We start from the raw sequence: 14,959 nt of genomic DNA on the forward strand, positions 1-14,959 counted from the left end.
GGGTGTCTGATCAGGTCCATGGAGGCTGGTAATGAACTGTGCTGAAACACCGCAAATCGGTTATATAATTAGGACCTGCGGCCTATTGGCTCTTCACCTCGACCGCCCTATTGACTAAGAAACAGCCAGACAACGCTTTTACTGCGGGAAGCAAGCATGACTTTGAGCAACGAACCCAAACTGATCACGGTATTTGGCGGCTCCGGTTTTGTGGGGCGCTACGTCGTCAGCGCGCTTGCCAAACGCGGCTATAATGTGCGGGTCGCGGTGCGCAGGCCGGACCTTGCGGGCTTCCTGCAGCCCCTCGGCAATGTCGGCCAGATCGTCGCGATCCAGGCCAATCTGCGCAACCGCGCTTCCGTCGACCGCGCGGTCAAGGGTTCGGACCATGTGATCAACCTCGTCGGAATCCTCTTTGAGAGCGGCCGCAACAATTTCGACAGCGTCCAGCACTTCGGTGCCCAGGCGGTGGCCGAAGCCTGCCGCGCCGAGGGCATTGGCCTGACCCACATGTCGGCGATTGGCGCCGACAGCGCCGGACAATCGGACTATGCAAGCAGCAAGGGTCTTGCGGAAGAGGCGGTGCGGAAAATTGTTCCGGACGCCACAATCATCCGGCCTTCGATTATCTTCGGTCCGGAAGACGGGTTTTTCAACAAATTCGGTGAAATGGCCCGGTTCTCCCCGGCACTGCCCTTGGTCGGCGGCGGCGAAACCCGGTTTCAGCCGGTTTATGTCGGGGATGTTGCCGAAGTGGTGGCCAGAAGCGTCGACAGAACGATTGAAAGCGGCAAGACATGGGAACTGGGCGGCCCCGAGGTCCTCAGTTTCAAACAGTGCCTGGAATTGCTGCTGCAAATCATCGGCCGGCGACGGTTTTTCATGCCCATACCGTTCTGGGCAGCCGGCATTCTCGGCAAGATCATGCAGAACGTCCCGTTCATTGAACCCGCACTGACACAGGATCAGGTTGTTTTGCTGCGCAAGGACAATGTGGTGTCGGACGAAGCGCAAGCGGACGGGCGCACCCTCTCTGGTCTTGGCATTGAGGCCACCACGCTGGAGGCGATCCTGCCGTCTTATCTGGTGCGCTTCAGGCCCGCCGGCCAGTTCACCAAAGACCTGATCGCCTGACCGCGAGCCGGTTTGGAGCCGCTGCTTCATCTGCTGCTGCCGGAAAGTCTGCCGGTCCAGTTTGCAGCACTGCTCATTGCCGCCAGCCTTGTGACATCCTTCATCACCGCGTCCGTCGGCATTGGCGGAGGCGCCGCGATGATCGCTCTGATGTCCTATCTGGTTCCCGCAGCGGCGCTGATCCCCGTGCACGGAGCCGTTCAGCTTGGCTCGAATGCGGGCCGAACCTTTATATTGCGGGCGCATGTCGACCGGGTTCGCATCGCTGCCTTCGCAGCGGGTGCGGTCTTCGGCGCCGCAGTCGGCGCAGTGATCGCCGTTCGGATCAGCAGCGGGTTTATTCTGGTCGGTCTCGGGCTTTTCATTATCGCATCGACATGGATCCCGGTCCGGCGCATGGCGGCGATCAAGATGCGCGGATTTGCGGCAATCGGCGCGCTGACGACATTTCTCGGTATGTTTTTCGGCGCCACTGGGCCAATCAACGCAGCGCTTCTATCGAGCAGCTTTGCCGATCGGCAGACCCTCGTCGGTTCGCTCGCCGCTCTCATGAGCATTCAGCATGGTTTCAAGATTGTCGGTTTCGCCGCCGTCGGCTTTGCCTTTGCGCCATGGTTGCCGCTGATTGGGCTGATGATCGCAAGCGGATTCATCGGCACGCTCGCCGGATCGAGGCTGCTTCACGCCCTGCCGGAGAAAGGCTTCCGGCTCGCCTTCAAAATCGTGCTCACCGTTCTTTCCATCGGCATGATCCAGCGCGGTGTTAATATTGTTTACTGATTATTAAAGAAATACTATTGAACCGGATGGCGACAGAGCTTACATCCTGTCGTAAATCATTAGGAATTGGCTGATACATTCAGCTTCGCCGTTCGGCGAGGCTACCGTTTGCGGCAAGGGGACACAAGTCAAAGCCGCTGTTGGGGATAAGACGGGTTTCGGGTTCATGACAGAACAAAAAATGATGGGCAGGGCCATCTTTTCATCCTTCATCATTGCTGGCGCCGTTATCCTGGCCGCCGCTTTCCTGGCCCCGAAGGCTGGAATGAGCAGTGACAATGGCTGCAATGCTGCCTATGGCATCGACAACTGCGCAGCCGTTTCCACCGCAACAAACCAATAATCGACAGTTCAGGCCGCGATTTCGGGTTTCGCTGACCGTAGCGTGACCCGCATTGGCAATCCGCCCTCCGGCTGCACCGTCAGCTTCTGCACGGGCCAGGGATTCGTCTTTGGGGTGCAGTCGAACCTGTATCGGCTCATCAATACACCGAGCGCAATCACGGCCTCCTGAAGGGCGAAGGTCGCGCCAATACATATGCGCGGTCCGACACCGAAAGGCAGGTATTGAAAACGGCCGATTGAATCCCGGTTTTCCGGCAGGAACCTTGAGGGCATGAAGGCGTCCGGATGATCCCAAAGCATACGGTGACGATGCAGGATCCAGGGCATGACAAGAACCGTGGTGCCCGGCTCGATGACCGCATCCCTGAAGCGGTCCTCTTCGATCGCGGCCCGGTTGATCGACGGCGCCGGCGGATAAAGCCGCATCGCCTCCTCGAAGGCGGCACGGGTGTACGGCATCTTCTCCAGCCAGTGAACGGGGTTGGGCTCCTCGGCGACAACCCTGTCGACCTCGGCCTCGACCAGGTCGCGCTCGTGCGGCGCCTTGGCGAGACAATAGAGCGTCCAGCCAAGGGCGCGGGCGGTTGTCTCATGTCCCGCGCCGATAAAGGTGATGATATTGTCCTCGATTTCGCCGAGCGTCAGCCCGTCAGGCTTATGCTGCTGCAGGAGCAGCGTAAGGAAATCCTGCGGTGCGTTGTCCGGATCGCGCTGCATCAGTTCCATGCGCGCATGCATCGTGTCGGAAACGATCTGGCGGAAGAAAGCGAGCACCTTTCGCCCGCGAAGACGCGTCAGGCGGGGGATCCATTCCGGCGCCTTTAAGAGATCGAGCGGGTCGACCCGGCCCATTGTTTCCAGCAGTCTTTCCACCCGGTAGCCAAAATCTCCTTCCGGCGTCGATATCTGGTCGGAAAACAGCGTTGCCGACAGGATCTCGTAGGTCAGATCGGTCATCGCGTGGGCGATCTCGTGAACGCTGCCGTCGCCGTCGAAACGATCGCAGAACTGCTGCGAGCGCTGCAGCATGATATCGGCGAAACCCTGCGCATGACGCGGTGTGAACACTGGCGCGACAGCCTTGCGCGAACGCTTCCAGACCTCGCCCTCCGCGGTCAACAGACCGTCCCGCAGGATCGGGCGCAGGACAAGTTGTCTGACCCGTGCCATCTTGTAGTTGCGGGCATTGTCGACCAGAATGTGTCTGATAAAATCAGGATCGTTGGCGAGCACCATCCGCTCGTTGAAAAACGCCGCAGAAATCCATGGCTTCGTATAGGAAGGCTCACCCCACAACTCGATGGGATTGCGGTATATTATGCGAATGACCTCGAGCCAGCCGGGCGGCGATGTGCGCGGCGCAGGGGCCGGCGGAACGAAGGGTTGAACGGTTGCATCCATGATATTTTCAAGGCTCCCGTGCACAATATAGGACGGCTGTTGCGTCGACCCAACGAATCATCGGCGAAATAAGCTAAAAACGCTTGTGCGGCAGCCCCTTGAGCCTGTAGCTTGGATTTGGATTTTACGCTTGAATTCATTATATTACATCAAAACAGCTGGTGATTCGCGGCACCACATCACCGGCCATACCCTACCCAGGAAAGATCATTTTTATGAGCGATATGCCCGAAAACGAAAATTCGGCGAATCCGGAATATGACGCCGATTCGATCAAGGTCCTCAAAGGCCTTGATGCGGTGCGCAAACGTCCGGGCATGTATATCGGCGACACGGATGACGGGTCGGGTCTTCATCACATGGTCTATGAGGTGGTCGACAATGCCATCGACGAGGCGCTGGCAGGTCATGCGACCGACGTGACCGTGACTCTCAATGCCGACGGCTCATGCACGGTCACCGACAATGGCCGCGGCATTCCCACCGATATGCACCCGGAAGAGGGCGTGTCGGCTGCCGAAGTGATCATGACCCAGCTTCACGCCGGGGGAAAGTTCGACCAGAATTCCTACAAGGTGTCGGGCGGCCTGCACGGCGTGGGCGTTTCCGTCGTCAATGCCTTGTCGGTCTCGTTGAAGCTGAAGATCCGCCGCAAGGGCAAAGTTCACGAAATGAGCTTCACCCATGGGGTTGCCGACGGTCCGCTGACGGTGACCGGAGATGCCGGGGACGAGACCGGCACGGAAGTCAGCTTCCTGCCGTCGACCGAAACCTTCACCATGACGGATTTCGATTACGGCACGCTGGAACACAGGCTACGCGAGCTGGCGTTCCTGAACTCGGGCGTACGCATCACGCTGACCGACAACCGGCGTTCGGATGTGCGCCGTGACGAGATGGTCTATGACGGCGGCATCCAGGCCTTCGTCAAGTATCTCGACAGGAACAAGAAGCCTCTGGTCGAGGAGCCCATCGCCATTGACGGCGAAAAGGACGGCATCACGGTCGAGGTCGCCATGTGGTGGAACGACAGCTACCACGAGAACGTCTTGTGCTTTACCAACAATATCCCGCAGCGCGACGGCGGCACGCATATGGCCGGCTTCCGTGGCGCGCTGACGCGACAGATCGTTTCCTATGCCGACAGATCCGGCCTGACGAAAAAGGAAAAAGTGTCGCTGACCGGCGATGATTGCCGCGAGGGCCTGACGGCCGTCCTGTCGGTCAAGGTTCCTGATCCGAAGTTCTCTTCGCAGACGAAGGACAAACTCGTCTCCTCGGAAGTGCGGCCGGTGGTGGAAAGCCTCGTCAACGAGGCACTGAACCAGTGGCTTGAAGAGCATCCGCAGGAGGCAAAAATCCTTGTCGGCAAGGTGGTGGAAGCCGCCGCGGCGCGGGAAGCGGCCCGCAAGGCACGCGAACTGACCCGCCGAAAGGGTGCGCTGGATATCGCCTCGCTGCCCGGAAAGCTCGCAGACTGTTCGGAGCGCGACCCGGCGAAATCCGAAATCTTCCTCGTCGAGGGCGATTCAGCCGGCGGATCGGCCAAACAGGGCCGCTCTCGTGAGAACCAGGCCATCCTGCCGCTGCGCGGCAAGATCCTGAATGTCGAGCGCGCGCGCTTCGACAAGATGCTGTCCAGTCAGGAAATCGGTACTTTGATCACGGCGCTGGGCACCGGCATCGGCAAGGACGAATTCAACGCGGAAAAGCTGCGCTATCACAAGATCATTATCATGACGGACGCCGATGTCGACGGCGCCCATATCCGCACCCTGCTTCTGACCTTCTTCTTTCGTCAGATGCCGGACCTTCTGGAGCGCGGGCATCTCTATATCGCCCAGCCACCGCTCTACAAGGTGACGCGCGGCAAGTCCTCGCAATATCTGAAAGACGAAAAGGCGTTCGAGGACTATCTGATCGGCGTCGGACTGGAAGACTCGGCGCTTGAGCTCGACAATGGCGAGGTGCGCACGGGCGAGGATCTGCGCGGCGTAATCGGCGATGCGCTGAAACTGCGGCAACTCATCGAGGGTCTGCATTCGCGCTATGACCGGACGATCATCGAGCAGGCGGCAATTGTCGGCGCGCTTAATCTTGAGCTGATGAACGACGGCGCTCTGGCGCAGCAAAAGGCCGACGAGACGGCGAAGCGCCTCGATATGATTTCGGAAGAAACGGAACAGGGCTGGGCCGGCCATATTGGCGAGGACGGGGGTCTGCGCCTTGAGCGGACCGTGCGCGGCGTCAAGGAATCGCACCTGATCGACGCCAATCTGATTGCCTCGGCGGATGCGCGCCGGATCGATCAGATGACCGAGATTTTGCAGGATGTCTATTCCGGGCCCGCCAGGCTCATTCGCAAGGAAGAGGCTACGGCGATTACCGGGCCGAGCGCTTTGCTTGACACGATCTTCGCGACCGGCCGCAAGGGCCTGACCATGCAGCGCTACAAGGGCCTCGGCGAGATGAATGCCGATCAGCTCTGGGAAACGACGCTCGATCCCAATGCGCGCACGCTGCTGCAGGTTAAAATCAACGATGCGACCGATGCCGACGGCCTGTTTGCCCGCCTGATGGGTGACGAAGTTGAGCCGAGACGCGACTTTATCCAGGAAAACGCGCTGAACGTTGCAAATCTGGATATCTGACACGGCTCCGTCCGGTCTGTTGCATGATAAAGACACCTGCCAACCAAACCGCCTGCTGTGCTGTTGCGCCGCAGCAGAAAACTGCTAGGTTGTCCCACCGAACGCGTTGCGCTGCACAAAAACGTGATGATTCGGGGACTTGTGGGGACAAGCGGTGCCTCCATATGGGGAAGTCCCCGCGTTAGTATCAGGTCACAGGGGCACGGATAGATGTTTTACCAGATCTACGAACTCAGCCACGCTGCCATGTCGCCTTGGCGAGCAGCGGCCGATGCCATGCGCTTGGCCTATACCAACCCGCTCAATCCGATATCGCAAACACCCGCTGGCCGCACCATGGCCGCCGGTCTTGAAGTCTTCGAGCGCACGACACGGCGCTACGGCAAGCCGGAATTCGGCATCAGGGAAACGACTGTGGACGGGCAGATCGTGCCGGTCCATGAAGATATCGTCTGGGAAAAACCGTTCTGCAAACTGATCCATTTTCACCGGGGCCTGCCGCAAAAACACAAGCCGGACCCGAAAATCCTGATCGTTGCGCCGATGTCCGGACACTATGCGACCTTGCTGCGCGGCACGGTCGAAACTTTGCTGCCCAATGCCGATATCTACATCACCGACTGGGTTGATGCGCGCATGGTGCCGATGACCGACGGCTCTTTCGATCTTGACGACTTTGTCGATTACATCATCGACATGCTGCATCACCTGGGCAGCGACACGCATGTCATGGCGGTCTGCCAGCCATCCGTGCCAGTGCTGGCCGCCGTCGCGGTGATGGAAAAGCGCGGCGATCCGCTGGCGCCGCGATCCATGACACTGATGGGCGGACCGATCGACACGCGTATCAATCCGACCGCCGTGAATGCGCTGGCCGAAACCAAGCCCATTGAATGGTTCCGCGACAACGTGATCATGCGCGTACCTTGGCCGCAGCCGGGTTTCATGCGCGAGGTCTATCCGGGCTTCCTGCAACTCTCCGGCTTCATGTCGATGAACCTCGACAAACATGTGATCGCCCAAAAGGATTTCTTCCAGCATCTGGTGGAAAACGATGGCGATTCGGCCGAGAAGCACCGGGAGTTCTATGACGAATATCTGGCGGTTATGGATCTGACGGCGGAGTTTTATCTGCAGACGGTCGAAACGGTGTTCATCGAACACTCCCTGCCGAAAGGCGAGTTCATGCACCGCGACGAGCTCGTGGAGCCTTCGGCGATCAAAACCGTCGCGCTGCTGACGGTGGAAGGCGAGAACGACGATATCTCCGGTGTCGGCCAGACACAGGCGGCCCATCGCATCTGCGTGAATATTCCGGAAGACATGCGCGAGCATTACATGCAGCCACGCGTCGGCCACTACGGCGTCTTCAACGGGTCACGTTTCCGGTCTGAAATCGCCCCGCGCATTCTCGATTTCATCCGCACACATGATGCCGACAAAAAAGCCGCAAAACCCCGCGCAACAAGACGCAGGAAGCGCGGCTGACGTCCTTCTCTTTTTTCTACTTATACGCGAATTTTTTCTGCTATTATAGGTAGTGCTTGCGAGGCGGCTCAACGATTTTCGCACCGTTATATCTTTTATTTTCAAGATCTTAACAATTTTCTTGGCTGTGATTTCTTGAATCGCGCCGGTTTACCCCCACATCAAAAAGCGTAAGCGGCAATGTCTGCCGTTTCCTACTCAAAGGGCTTATCGATGACCAATACCACAATGCTGCGTCCTGCCTGGACTCCCTTGACCATCGGACTGATGGTGCTTGGCTTTGTCGTATTCTGGCCTCTGGGCCTTGCCATGCTTGCCTATATCATCTGGGGAGATCGGCTTGACGGTTTCAAACGGGATGTGAACAAGGCGACGGACGACATGTTTGCAGGCTGCAAACGTTCGCGCCACAGCTATCACGCCCGGACCGGAAATGTTGCCTTCGATGATTGGCGGGCGGCCGAGCTTGAACGTCTCGCTGAAGAGCGCCGCAAGCTTGACGAGGCACGCGAGGAATTCGACGAATATATGCGCGAGTTGCGGCGGGCCAAGGACCAGAAGGATTTCGACCGCTTTATGGCTAAACGCAAGAAAAGCCAGACTGTGGATCTCGATCCGGAAGAATAGTCTTCAACGACTATGCCTTGAAAAGACTGGCGCCCCTCAGGGGCGCCTTTTTTGTGTGGTGAGAATCGCTTAAAGAGCTTGTATGTTCGGCCTGAAGAGACGTTTGAAATCGGCTCAAGAACGACCGGAGCGTGGCCGTGATATTGCGGTTGCCGGGCGTCGCCTGCCGCTCAAAATCAATGAAAACGTGCGCGCGAAACGCATGACCCTGCGTATTGAACCCGGGGGCAGGGCGTTGCGCATGTCGGTGCCGGTGGGCTTGGCCGACACGGAGATCGACAATTTCCTTCACCGCCACCATGGCTGGCTCACCGCGCGGCTTGCCAAACTGCCGAAATCAAGCACCGTGACCGAGGGCGGCTCGATCGATATTCGCGGCGTTGCGCACAGGATTGTCAGAACCGGCAAGCCACGTGGCATCAGCCAGACCGGTGAGATTGATGGCGAGCCTGTGCTCTTTGTCGGCGGTGCGCCGGAACATCTGGGCCGCCGTACGGCGGATTTCCTGAAGAAACTGGCACGCGGCGAACTGGAAGAGGCCGTTGCACGCCATGCGGAGGCATTGGGAAAGACCGTTGCGGCCGTCAGCATGAAAGACACCAAAAGCCGTTGGGGTTCATGCACGGCGCAGGGCCGGCTCTCATTTTCCTGGCGGATCGTCATGGCGCCGGATCATGTGATCGATTATCTGGCCGCCCATGAGGTCGCGCATCTTGAGGAAATGAACCACGGGCCGCGTTTCTGGTCTCTATGCAAACGCCTGTGCCCCCGCACCGACGAAGCCAAATCCTGGCTGAAGCGCAACGGTTCGGCGCTGCATTCGATCGATTTCAAAGGCTGATCTCACCTTTACGGTCCTTCGGCCCGGTGTGAGCCTCTGTCGGGCGGCTAATTTCAGCCCAAAACGGCAAGCAAAATGCTCGACTCTGCAGAAAAATCATGCGACGAGCACCCCATGAGCGTTCCGGTTAAAATATGCGGGCTGAAAACGGAAGAAGCGGTCGATGCCGCCCTCAAGGGCGGCGCGGCCTATATCGGCTTCATTTTCTTCCCGAAAAGCCCACGCAACATAACGCCGCGCGATGCCGGACTTCTGGCAGAGCGGGCACGCGGGCGCGCCAGGACGGTTGCCGTTACGGTGAATGCGGACGATGCCCTGCTTGACGAGATCGTTGCCGGGGTCAAACCGGATTATCTGCAGCTTCACGGCAAAGAGAGCACTGAGCGGGTAGCGCAGATCAAGGAGCGCTTCGGCCTGCCTGTCATCAAGGCCTTCGCCATCCGTGAAGCTGCCGATCTTGCCGCTGTCAGGGACTATGTCGGCGTCGCGGACCAGTTGCTCTTCGATGCCAAACCGCCGCCCGGCGCCGAGCTGCCCGGCGGAAACGGCGTGGCCTTCGACTGGAGCATTCTGTCCGGCCTCGACGGCGGCATCGACTATCTGCTTTCCGGCGGCCTGAACGCCGGCAATATCAGCGAAGCAATCATCGGAACCGGCGCCCCCGCCATTGACGTGTCATCCGGCGTCGAAGGGGCTCCGGGTGAAAAGGACCCCGGCCTTATCGCCGGTTTTTTCGAAGCGGTCCGGCGCGCCGAGCAGCGCTTGCCCGCCTGAGGAGTGTGCATTGAACAAGCCAGCCAAACCCAATTCATTCCGAGCCGGCCCTGATGAAGACGGCCGTTTCGGCATTTTCGGCGGACGCTTCGTCGCCGAAACGCTGATGCCGCTGATCCTCGACCTTCAGGACGCGTGGGACAAGGCAAAGGAAGACCCGGAGTATCAGGCCGAGCTGACAAGCCTCAACACGCACTATACCGGCCGCCCAAGCCCGCTCTATTTCGCTGAACGGATGACGGAGGAACTGGGTGGCGCCAAGATCTATTTCAAACGCGACGAGCTCAATCACACCGGCTCGCACAAGATCAACAACTGCCTCGGACAGATTCTGCTGGCAAAGCGCATGGGCAAAACCCGCATCATTGCCGAAACGGGCGCCGGACAACACGGCGTCGCGGCGGCAACCGTCGCCGCACGCTTTGGCCTTCCCTGCGTTGTCTATATGGGCGCGACCGATGTCGAGCGACAGGCTCCCAACGTGTTCCGTATGAAGCTCCTGGGAGCAGAGGTCATTCCGGTAAGCGCCGGAAACGGAACGCTCAAGGATGCGATGAACGAGGCTCTGCGCGACTGGGTGACGAATGTCGAAAACACCTATTACCTGATCGGCACGGCAGCCGGCCCCCACCCTTACCCGGAAATGGTGCGCGATTTTCAGTCCGTGATCGGACAGGAAACCAAGGAACAGCTCATGGAGCGCGAAGGCCGCCTGCCCGACATGATCGTGGCGTCCGTCGGCGGCGGTTCCAATGCGATCGGTCTGTTCCACCCGTTCCTCGACGATGATTCCGTGCGGATCGTCGGTGTCGAAGCCGGCGGCAAGGGCCTCGACACCAATGAGCACTGTGCATCGCTGACGGCGGGCCGCCCGGGCGTATTGCACGGCAACCGCACCTATCTGCTTCAGGACGGAGACGGTCAGATCGAAGAAGGGCATTCGATTTCGGCGGGGCTCGATTATCCCGGTATCGGTCCGGAGCACTCCTGGCTGAAGGATAGCGGGCGCGTCGAATATGTACCCATTATGGACCACGAAGCCCTGGAGGCCTTCCAGCGATTGACGCGCGTGGAAGGCATTATTCCGGCACTGGAGCCGTCCCACGCCCTTGCCGAAGTGATCAAGCGGGCACCTTCGATGGGCAAGGACGACATCATTGTCATGAATCTGTGCGGACGGGGCGACAAGGATGTCTTTACCGCCGCCAAACACCTTGGAGTGGAGCTGTAACAATGACCACTCGAATGGACAAACGGTTTGCCAAACTGGCCGATGCGGGCCGCCCGGCTCTGGTGACCTATTTCATGGGCGGCGATCCGGACTATGCCTCGTCCCTTGATATCATGAAGGCGCTTCCGGGCGCCGGCGCTGATATTATCGAACTCGGCATGCCGTTCTCGGATCCGATGGCCGATGGGCCTGCGATCCAGGCCGCCGGCCTCCGGGCGCTCAAGGGTGGACAGACCCTTGCCAAGACGCTGCAGATGGCATCGGATTTCCGCAAGGACGACCCGGACACGCCGATCGTCATGATGGGCTACTACAACCCCATTTATATCTACGGTGTCGACCGCTTTCTCGACGACGCGGTTGCGGTCGGGATTGACGGGTTGATCGTCGTCGACCTGCCGCCCGAAATGGATGACGAACTGTGCCTTCCCGCACTGGAAAAAGGCATCAGCTTTATCCGCCTTGCCACGCCGACAACGGATGACAAGCGCCTTCCCACTGTGCTGCGGAACACGTCGGGCTTTGTTTATTATGTGTCCATGACCGGTATTACCGGCTCGGCACTGCCCGATACCGACAAGGTCGGCGCCGCCGTTGCGCGCATCAAAGGTCATACCGACCTTCCCGTCTGCGTCGGCTTCGGCGTGAAGACGGGCGAGCAGGCCCGGGCTATCGGCGCATCGGCGGATGGCGTTGTTGTCGGAACCGCAATCGTCAATGCGGTTGCCGATTCGCTGGATCAGTCGGGTGCAGCGACCGACGCGACCACCGAGCGTGTCGCCGAACTCGTGCGCTCGCTTGCCGAGGGTGTCCACACCGCGCGCCTTGCGGTCGCGGAGTAAAATGCCCACATTACCGGTTCGAACCTGTTGAAGACCTGGAGTACTGCGCCGTGAACTGGATTACCAGCTTTGTGCGTCCGAAGATAAACTCGATGCTTGGACGCCGGGATGTTCCGGAAAACCTTTGGATCAAATGCCCTGAAACCGGGGAAATGGTGTTCCATACGGATCTTGAAGAGAATCTGTGGGTCATTCCCGCCTCGGGCTATCACATGAAGATTTCCGCTGAGGCGCGGCTGAAATACTTGTTCGACAATGGCGCGTTCGAAGAAATCGAACGGCCGCAGGCGGTTCAGGATCCACTGAAGTTCCGCGATTCCAAAAAATATACCGACCGTCTGCGCGATGTGCGGGCCAAAACCGGGCTGGAAGACTCCATCATTGCCGGGGTCGGCACCATCAAGGGTGTGCGGGCCGTGGCCTGCGCGCACGATTTTTCCTTTATCGGCGGCTCGCTTGGCGTTGCGGCCGGAGAGGCGATCATCCGGGCCTTCGAGGTCGCGGTTGAACAGAATTGTCCCGTTGTCATGTTTGCAGCCTCAGGCGGCGCGCGCATGCAGGAGGGTATTTTGTCGCTGATGCAGTTGCCGCGCACGACAGTGGCGGTCGAAATGCTGAAAGAAGCCGGCCTGCCCTATATTGTTGTCCTGACCAATCCCACCACGGGCGGCGTGTCCGCATCCTACGCAATGCTGGGAGACATCCACATCGCCGAGCCCGGTGCGGAAATCTGTTTTGCCGGCAAGCGCGTGATCGAACAGACAATCCATGAAAAGCTTCCCGAAGGTTTCCAGACATCGGAATATCTGATGGAACACGGCATGGTCGACATGGTGGTCTCACGGCACGACCTTCCCGATACGCTGGCACGGCTTTTGAACATCATGATGAAGAAGCCCCCTCACCAGATCGACGCCGCCCCGTCGCCAGATGGTGCGGTTGAAGAGCCCGATGCGGTGATTGTCGAGAGCGAAACCGAGCCGATGCCCGCCGTCGAGGCGGCCGAGGCGGTGGCCAATGGACCGGAAAACCGTGACGCAAACAACAGCGGCTGATGAAATCGAACATCTGATGCGCCTGCATCCGAAAGGTTACGACCTTTCGCTCGGACGTGTCGAACGATTGCTGGAAAAACTCGGTAACCCTCAGGACAGGTTGCCACCCGTCATTCATATCGCCGGCACCAACGGCAAGGGGTCAGCCGGGGCATTCTGCCGTGCCATCCTCGAAGCCGAAGGCCTCGCGGTGCATGTTCACACGTCTCCACACCTGGTGCACTGGCATGAGCGCTTCCGCATTGGCGAGAAAGCCAGGCCGGGCCAGCTTGTGGACGATGCGGTGCTGGCCGAAGCGATCCGCCGCGTGGCAAAGGCCAATGACGGCGAGGCGATTACTGTCTTTGAAATCCTGACCGCGGTGGCTTTTTTGCTGTTTGCCGAACATCCGGCGGACGCAACCGTGATGGAGGTGGGGCTCGGTGGCCGTTTCGACGCCACCAATGTGATGAAGAAACCCGCTGTCAGCCTGATTATGCCCATATCGCTCGATCACCAGGCTTATCTTGGCGATCGCGTGGAACTGATCGCGGCGGAAAAAGCCGGAATCATCAAGGCTGGCGTTCCGGTTGTCGTCGGATTTCAGCAGGAAGACGCGGCCCGCGATACGGTGGTTGCCACAGCCGACCGGCTAGGCTGCACGCTCAGCGTCTATGGACAGGACTACCACGCCCATGAAGAACATGGCCGTCTTGTCTATCAGGATGAAATGGGTCTGTCGGACCTGACACTGCCGCAGCTTCCGGGCCGCCATCAGCTTTCAAATGCCGCCGCTGCGATCCGCGCCCTCAAGGCGGCGGGGTTCAATATTTCAGACAGGGCAATTGAAGAGGGCCTTCAACAGGCCAAATGGCCGGGCCGCATGCAACCGGTCACGGACGGACCGTTGATTGACGAGGCCGTTGCGGGCGCCGAAATATGGATCGACGGCGGGCACAATCCCGCAGCCGGCCATGCCATTGCAGAGATGCTCGCCGAGCTGGAAGAACGCAAGGAAAGACCGCTTTTCCTGGTGAGCGGTATGATCAACACCAAGGACCCGGTCGGTTATTTTGCGGCCTTTGCAGGTATGGCGCGCCACGTCTATACGGTTCCGGTTCAAGGTTCGGACGCCGGGATCGACCCGGTTGTTCTTGCCGAAGATGCCGCCAGCGCCGGCCTGTCGTCTCAACCGGCCTCCGATGTAATGCAGGCGCTCGCCATGATGCGCGAGGACTTCAAGGATATGGAAGCGCCGCCGCGTATCCTCATCGGCGGTTCGCTCTATCTGATCGGCGATATACTCGCCGAAAACGGCCTGGTGCCGTCCTGACAAGCAAAAACCGCACCGCCAATTGGCGGTGCGGTTCACATACAGCTATCGGGTCGGATCAGACCGAGCCGCTGATCCAGTTGGACAGGGCTGATTTCGGAGATGCACCGACCTTGATGTCGGCAACCTCACCGCCCTTGAACATGGCCAGCGTCGGGATCGAGCGCACGCCATACTGAGCGGCAATATCCGGATTCTCGTCGATATTGATCTTCGCGACCTTCACCTTGCCCGCCATTTCGGTGGAAATTTCCTCAAGGCTGGGTGCGATCATCTTGCATGGTCCACACCATTCTGCCCAGAAGTCCACAACGACAGGTTCCGCGGCTTCGAGAACCTCTGACTGGAAGTTGGATGTGTCGACCTTGACGGTGGCCATGGCTTAAGCTCCTTCGTTTTGCATTGTCCGCGGCCTGGCGCAAACATTTTAGTTGTTGCTAATATCTTGTACGCGGTCGCTGATTTCAAGGACCGGCAT

At 59.2% G+C, this 14,959-nt stretch carries 14 protein-coding genes; 12 read left to right on the forward strand and 2 right to left on the reverse strand.

Translation table 11 applies throughout. The annotated features are described in order from the left end of the window. The first annotated feature begins 156 nt into the window (after positions 1-156). From OQ273_RS20215 to OQ273_RS20225, 3 genes are all read left to right on the forward strand, one after another. Positions 157-1,134 carry a complex I NDUFA9 subunit family protein gene (locus tag OQ273_RS20215; RefSeq protein WP_267992729.1) on the forward strand — a complete coding sequence of 326 codons (978 nt, stop codon included), beginning with the start codon at positions 157-159 and terminating at the stop codon, positions 1,132-1,134. A gap of 12 nt (positions 1,135-1,146) precedes the next feature. Further along, positions 1,147-1,914: a sulfite exporter TauE/SafE family protein gene (locus OQ273_RS20220; protein WP_267992730.1), complete on the forward strand. Its 768-nt coding sequence runs from the start codon at positions 1,147-1,149 to the stop codon at positions 1,912-1,914. A gap of 166 nt (positions 1,915-2,080) precedes the next feature. Continuing rightward, a complete protein-coding gene (locus tag OQ273_RS20225) occupies positions 2,081-2,257 on the forward strand; it encodes a hypothetical protein (RefSeq protein ID WP_267992731.1) in 177 nt (58 codons plus the stop codon). 8 nt (positions 2,258-2,265) lie between these two features. Here the strand turns inward: OQ273_RS20225 and OQ273_RS20230 are convergent, their stop codons facing one another. Then, positions 2,266-3,660: a cytochrome P450 gene (locus OQ273_RS20230; RefSeq protein WP_267992732.1), complete on the reverse strand. Its 1,395-nt coding sequence runs from the start codon at positions 3,658-3,660 to the stop codon at positions 2,266-2,268. Between the two features lie 215 nt (positions 3,661-3,875). Here OQ273_RS20230 and gyrB point away from each other — a divergent pair, with 215 nt between their 5' ends. The 9 genes from gyrB (at position 3,876) to OQ273_RS20275 (ending at position 14,481) form a co-directional block, all read left to right on the forward strand. Continuing rightward, positions 3,876-6,311: a DNA topoisomerase (ATP-hydrolyzing) subunit B gene (gyrB, locus tag OQ273_RS20235; RefSeq protein WP_267992733.1), complete on the forward strand. Its 2,436-nt coding sequence runs from the start codon at positions 3,876-3,878 to the stop codon at positions 6,309-6,311. A gap of 210 nt (positions 6,312-6,521) precedes the next feature. After that, positions 6,522-7,799: a polyhydroxyalkanoate depolymerase gene (locus OQ273_RS20240; RefSeq protein ID WP_267992734.1), complete on the forward strand. Its 1,278-nt coding sequence runs from the start codon at positions 6,522-6,524 to the stop codon at positions 7,797-7,799. 213 nt (positions 7,800-8,012) lie between these two features. Further along, complete coding sequence (locus OQ273_RS20245) at positions 8,013-8,426, forward strand: DUF2852 domain-containing protein (protein WP_267992735.1); 414 nt, start codon at positions 8,013-8,015, stop codon at positions 8,424-8,426. Between the two features lie 82 nt (positions 8,427-8,508). Continuing rightward, complete coding sequence (locus tag OQ273_RS20250) at positions 8,509-9,267, forward strand: M48 family metallopeptidase (RefSeq protein ID WP_267992736.1); 759 nt, start codon at positions 8,509-8,511, stop codon at positions 9,265-9,267. 114 nt (positions 9,268-9,381) lie between these two features. Beyond that, positions 9,382-10,041, forward strand: coding sequence for a phosphoribosylanthranilate isomerase (locus OQ273_RS20255; protein WP_267992737.1), 660 nt, complete (start codon positions 9,382-9,384; stop codon positions 10,039-10,041). A gap of 10 nt (positions 10,042-10,051) precedes the next feature. Next, positions 10,052-11,272 (forward strand): tryptophan synthase subunit beta, encoded by a 1,221-nt coding sequence (gene trpB / locus OQ273_RS20260; protein WP_267992738.1) that lies wholly within the window; start codon positions 10,052-10,054, stop codon positions 11,270-11,272. A gap of 2 nt (positions 11,273-11,274) precedes the next feature. Continuing rightward, complete coding sequence (gene trpA / locus OQ273_RS20265) at positions 11,275-12,114, forward strand: tryptophan synthase subunit alpha (protein ID WP_267992739.1); 840 nt, start codon at positions 11,275-11,277, stop codon at positions 12,112-12,114. Positions 12,115-12,164: 50 nt separating this feature from the next. Next, positions 12,165-13,169, forward strand: a complete 1,005-nt coding sequence (accD, locus tag OQ273_RS20270; RefSeq protein ID WP_267992740.1) for an acetyl-CoA carboxylase, carboxyltransferase subunit beta — start codon at positions 12,165-12,167, stop codon at positions 13,167-13,169. Continuing rightward, on the forward strand, positions 13,132-14,481 hold the full coding sequence (locus OQ273_RS20275; RefSeq protein ID WP_267992741.1) for a bifunctional folylpolyglutamate synthase/dihydrofolate synthase: 1,350 nt from the start codon (positions 13,132-13,134) through the stop codon (positions 14,479-14,481). Before accD ends, OQ273_RS20275 begins: the two co-directional genes overlap by 38 nt. A 58-nt stretch (positions 14,482-14,539) precedes the next feature. Here OQ273_RS20275 and trxA read toward each other — a convergent pair whose 3' ends face one another. Next, the gene (gene trxA, locus OQ273_RS20280; RefSeq protein WP_267992742.1) at positions 14,540-14,860 is read right to left on the reverse strand and encodes a thioredoxin; all 321 of its coding nucleotides are present in this window, start codon (positions 14,858-14,860) and stop codon (positions 14,540-14,542) included. Positions 14,861-14,959 lie beyond the last annotated feature (99 nt).

This window comes from Hoeflea prorocentri, assembly GCF_027944115.1.
Classification (GTDB): Bacteria; Pseudomonadota; Alphaproteobacteria; order Rhizobiales; family Rhizobiaceae; genus Hoeflea_A; species Hoeflea_A prorocentri.

Excerpts from the sequence above, each read along its gene's own strand:
- OQ273_RS20215 (WP_267992729.1), top strand. The coding sequence starts at position 157 with ATGACTTTGAGCAACGAACCCAAACTGATCACGGTATTTGGCGGCTCC.
- OQ273_RS20225 (WP_267992731.1), top strand. The coding sequence starts at position 2,081 with ATGACAGAACAAAAAATGATGGGCAGGGCCATCTTTTCATCCTTCATC.
- OQ273_RS20230 (WP_267992732.1), bottom strand. The coding sequence starts at position 3,660 with ATGGATGCAACCGTTCAACCCTTCGTTCCGCCGGCCCCTGCGCCGCGC.
- gyrB (WP_267992733.1), top strand. The coding sequence starts at position 3,876 with ATGAGCGATATGCCCGAAAACGAAAATTCGGCGAATCCGGAATATGAC.
- OQ273_RS20240 (WP_267992734.1), top strand. The coding sequence starts at position 6,522 with ATGTTTTACCAGATCTACGAACTCAGCCACGCTGCCATGTCGCCTTGG.
- OQ273_RS20245 (WP_267992735.1), top strand. The coding sequence starts at position 8,013 with ATGACCAATACCACAATGCTGCGTCCTGCCTGGACTCCCTTGACCATC.
- OQ273_RS20250 (WP_267992736.1), top strand. The coding sequence starts at position 8,509 with ATGTTCGGCCTGAAGAGACGTTTGAAATCGGCTCAAGAACGACCGGAG.
- OQ273_RS20255 (WP_267992737.1), top strand. The coding sequence starts at position 9,382 with ATGAGCGTTCCGGTTAAAATATGCGGGCTGAAAACGGAAGAAGCGGTC.
- trpA (WP_267992739.1), top strand. The coding sequence starts at position 11,275 with ATGACCACTCGAATGGACAAACGGTTTGCCAAACTGGCCGATGCGGGC.
- OQ273_RS20275 (WP_267992741.1), top strand. The coding sequence starts at position 13,132 with ATGGACCGGAAAACCGTGACGCAAACAACAGCGGCTGATGAAATCGAA.
- trxA (WP_267992742.1), bottom strand. The coding sequence starts at position 14,860 with ATGGCCACCGTCAAGGTCGACACATCCAACTTCCAGTCAGAGGTTCTC.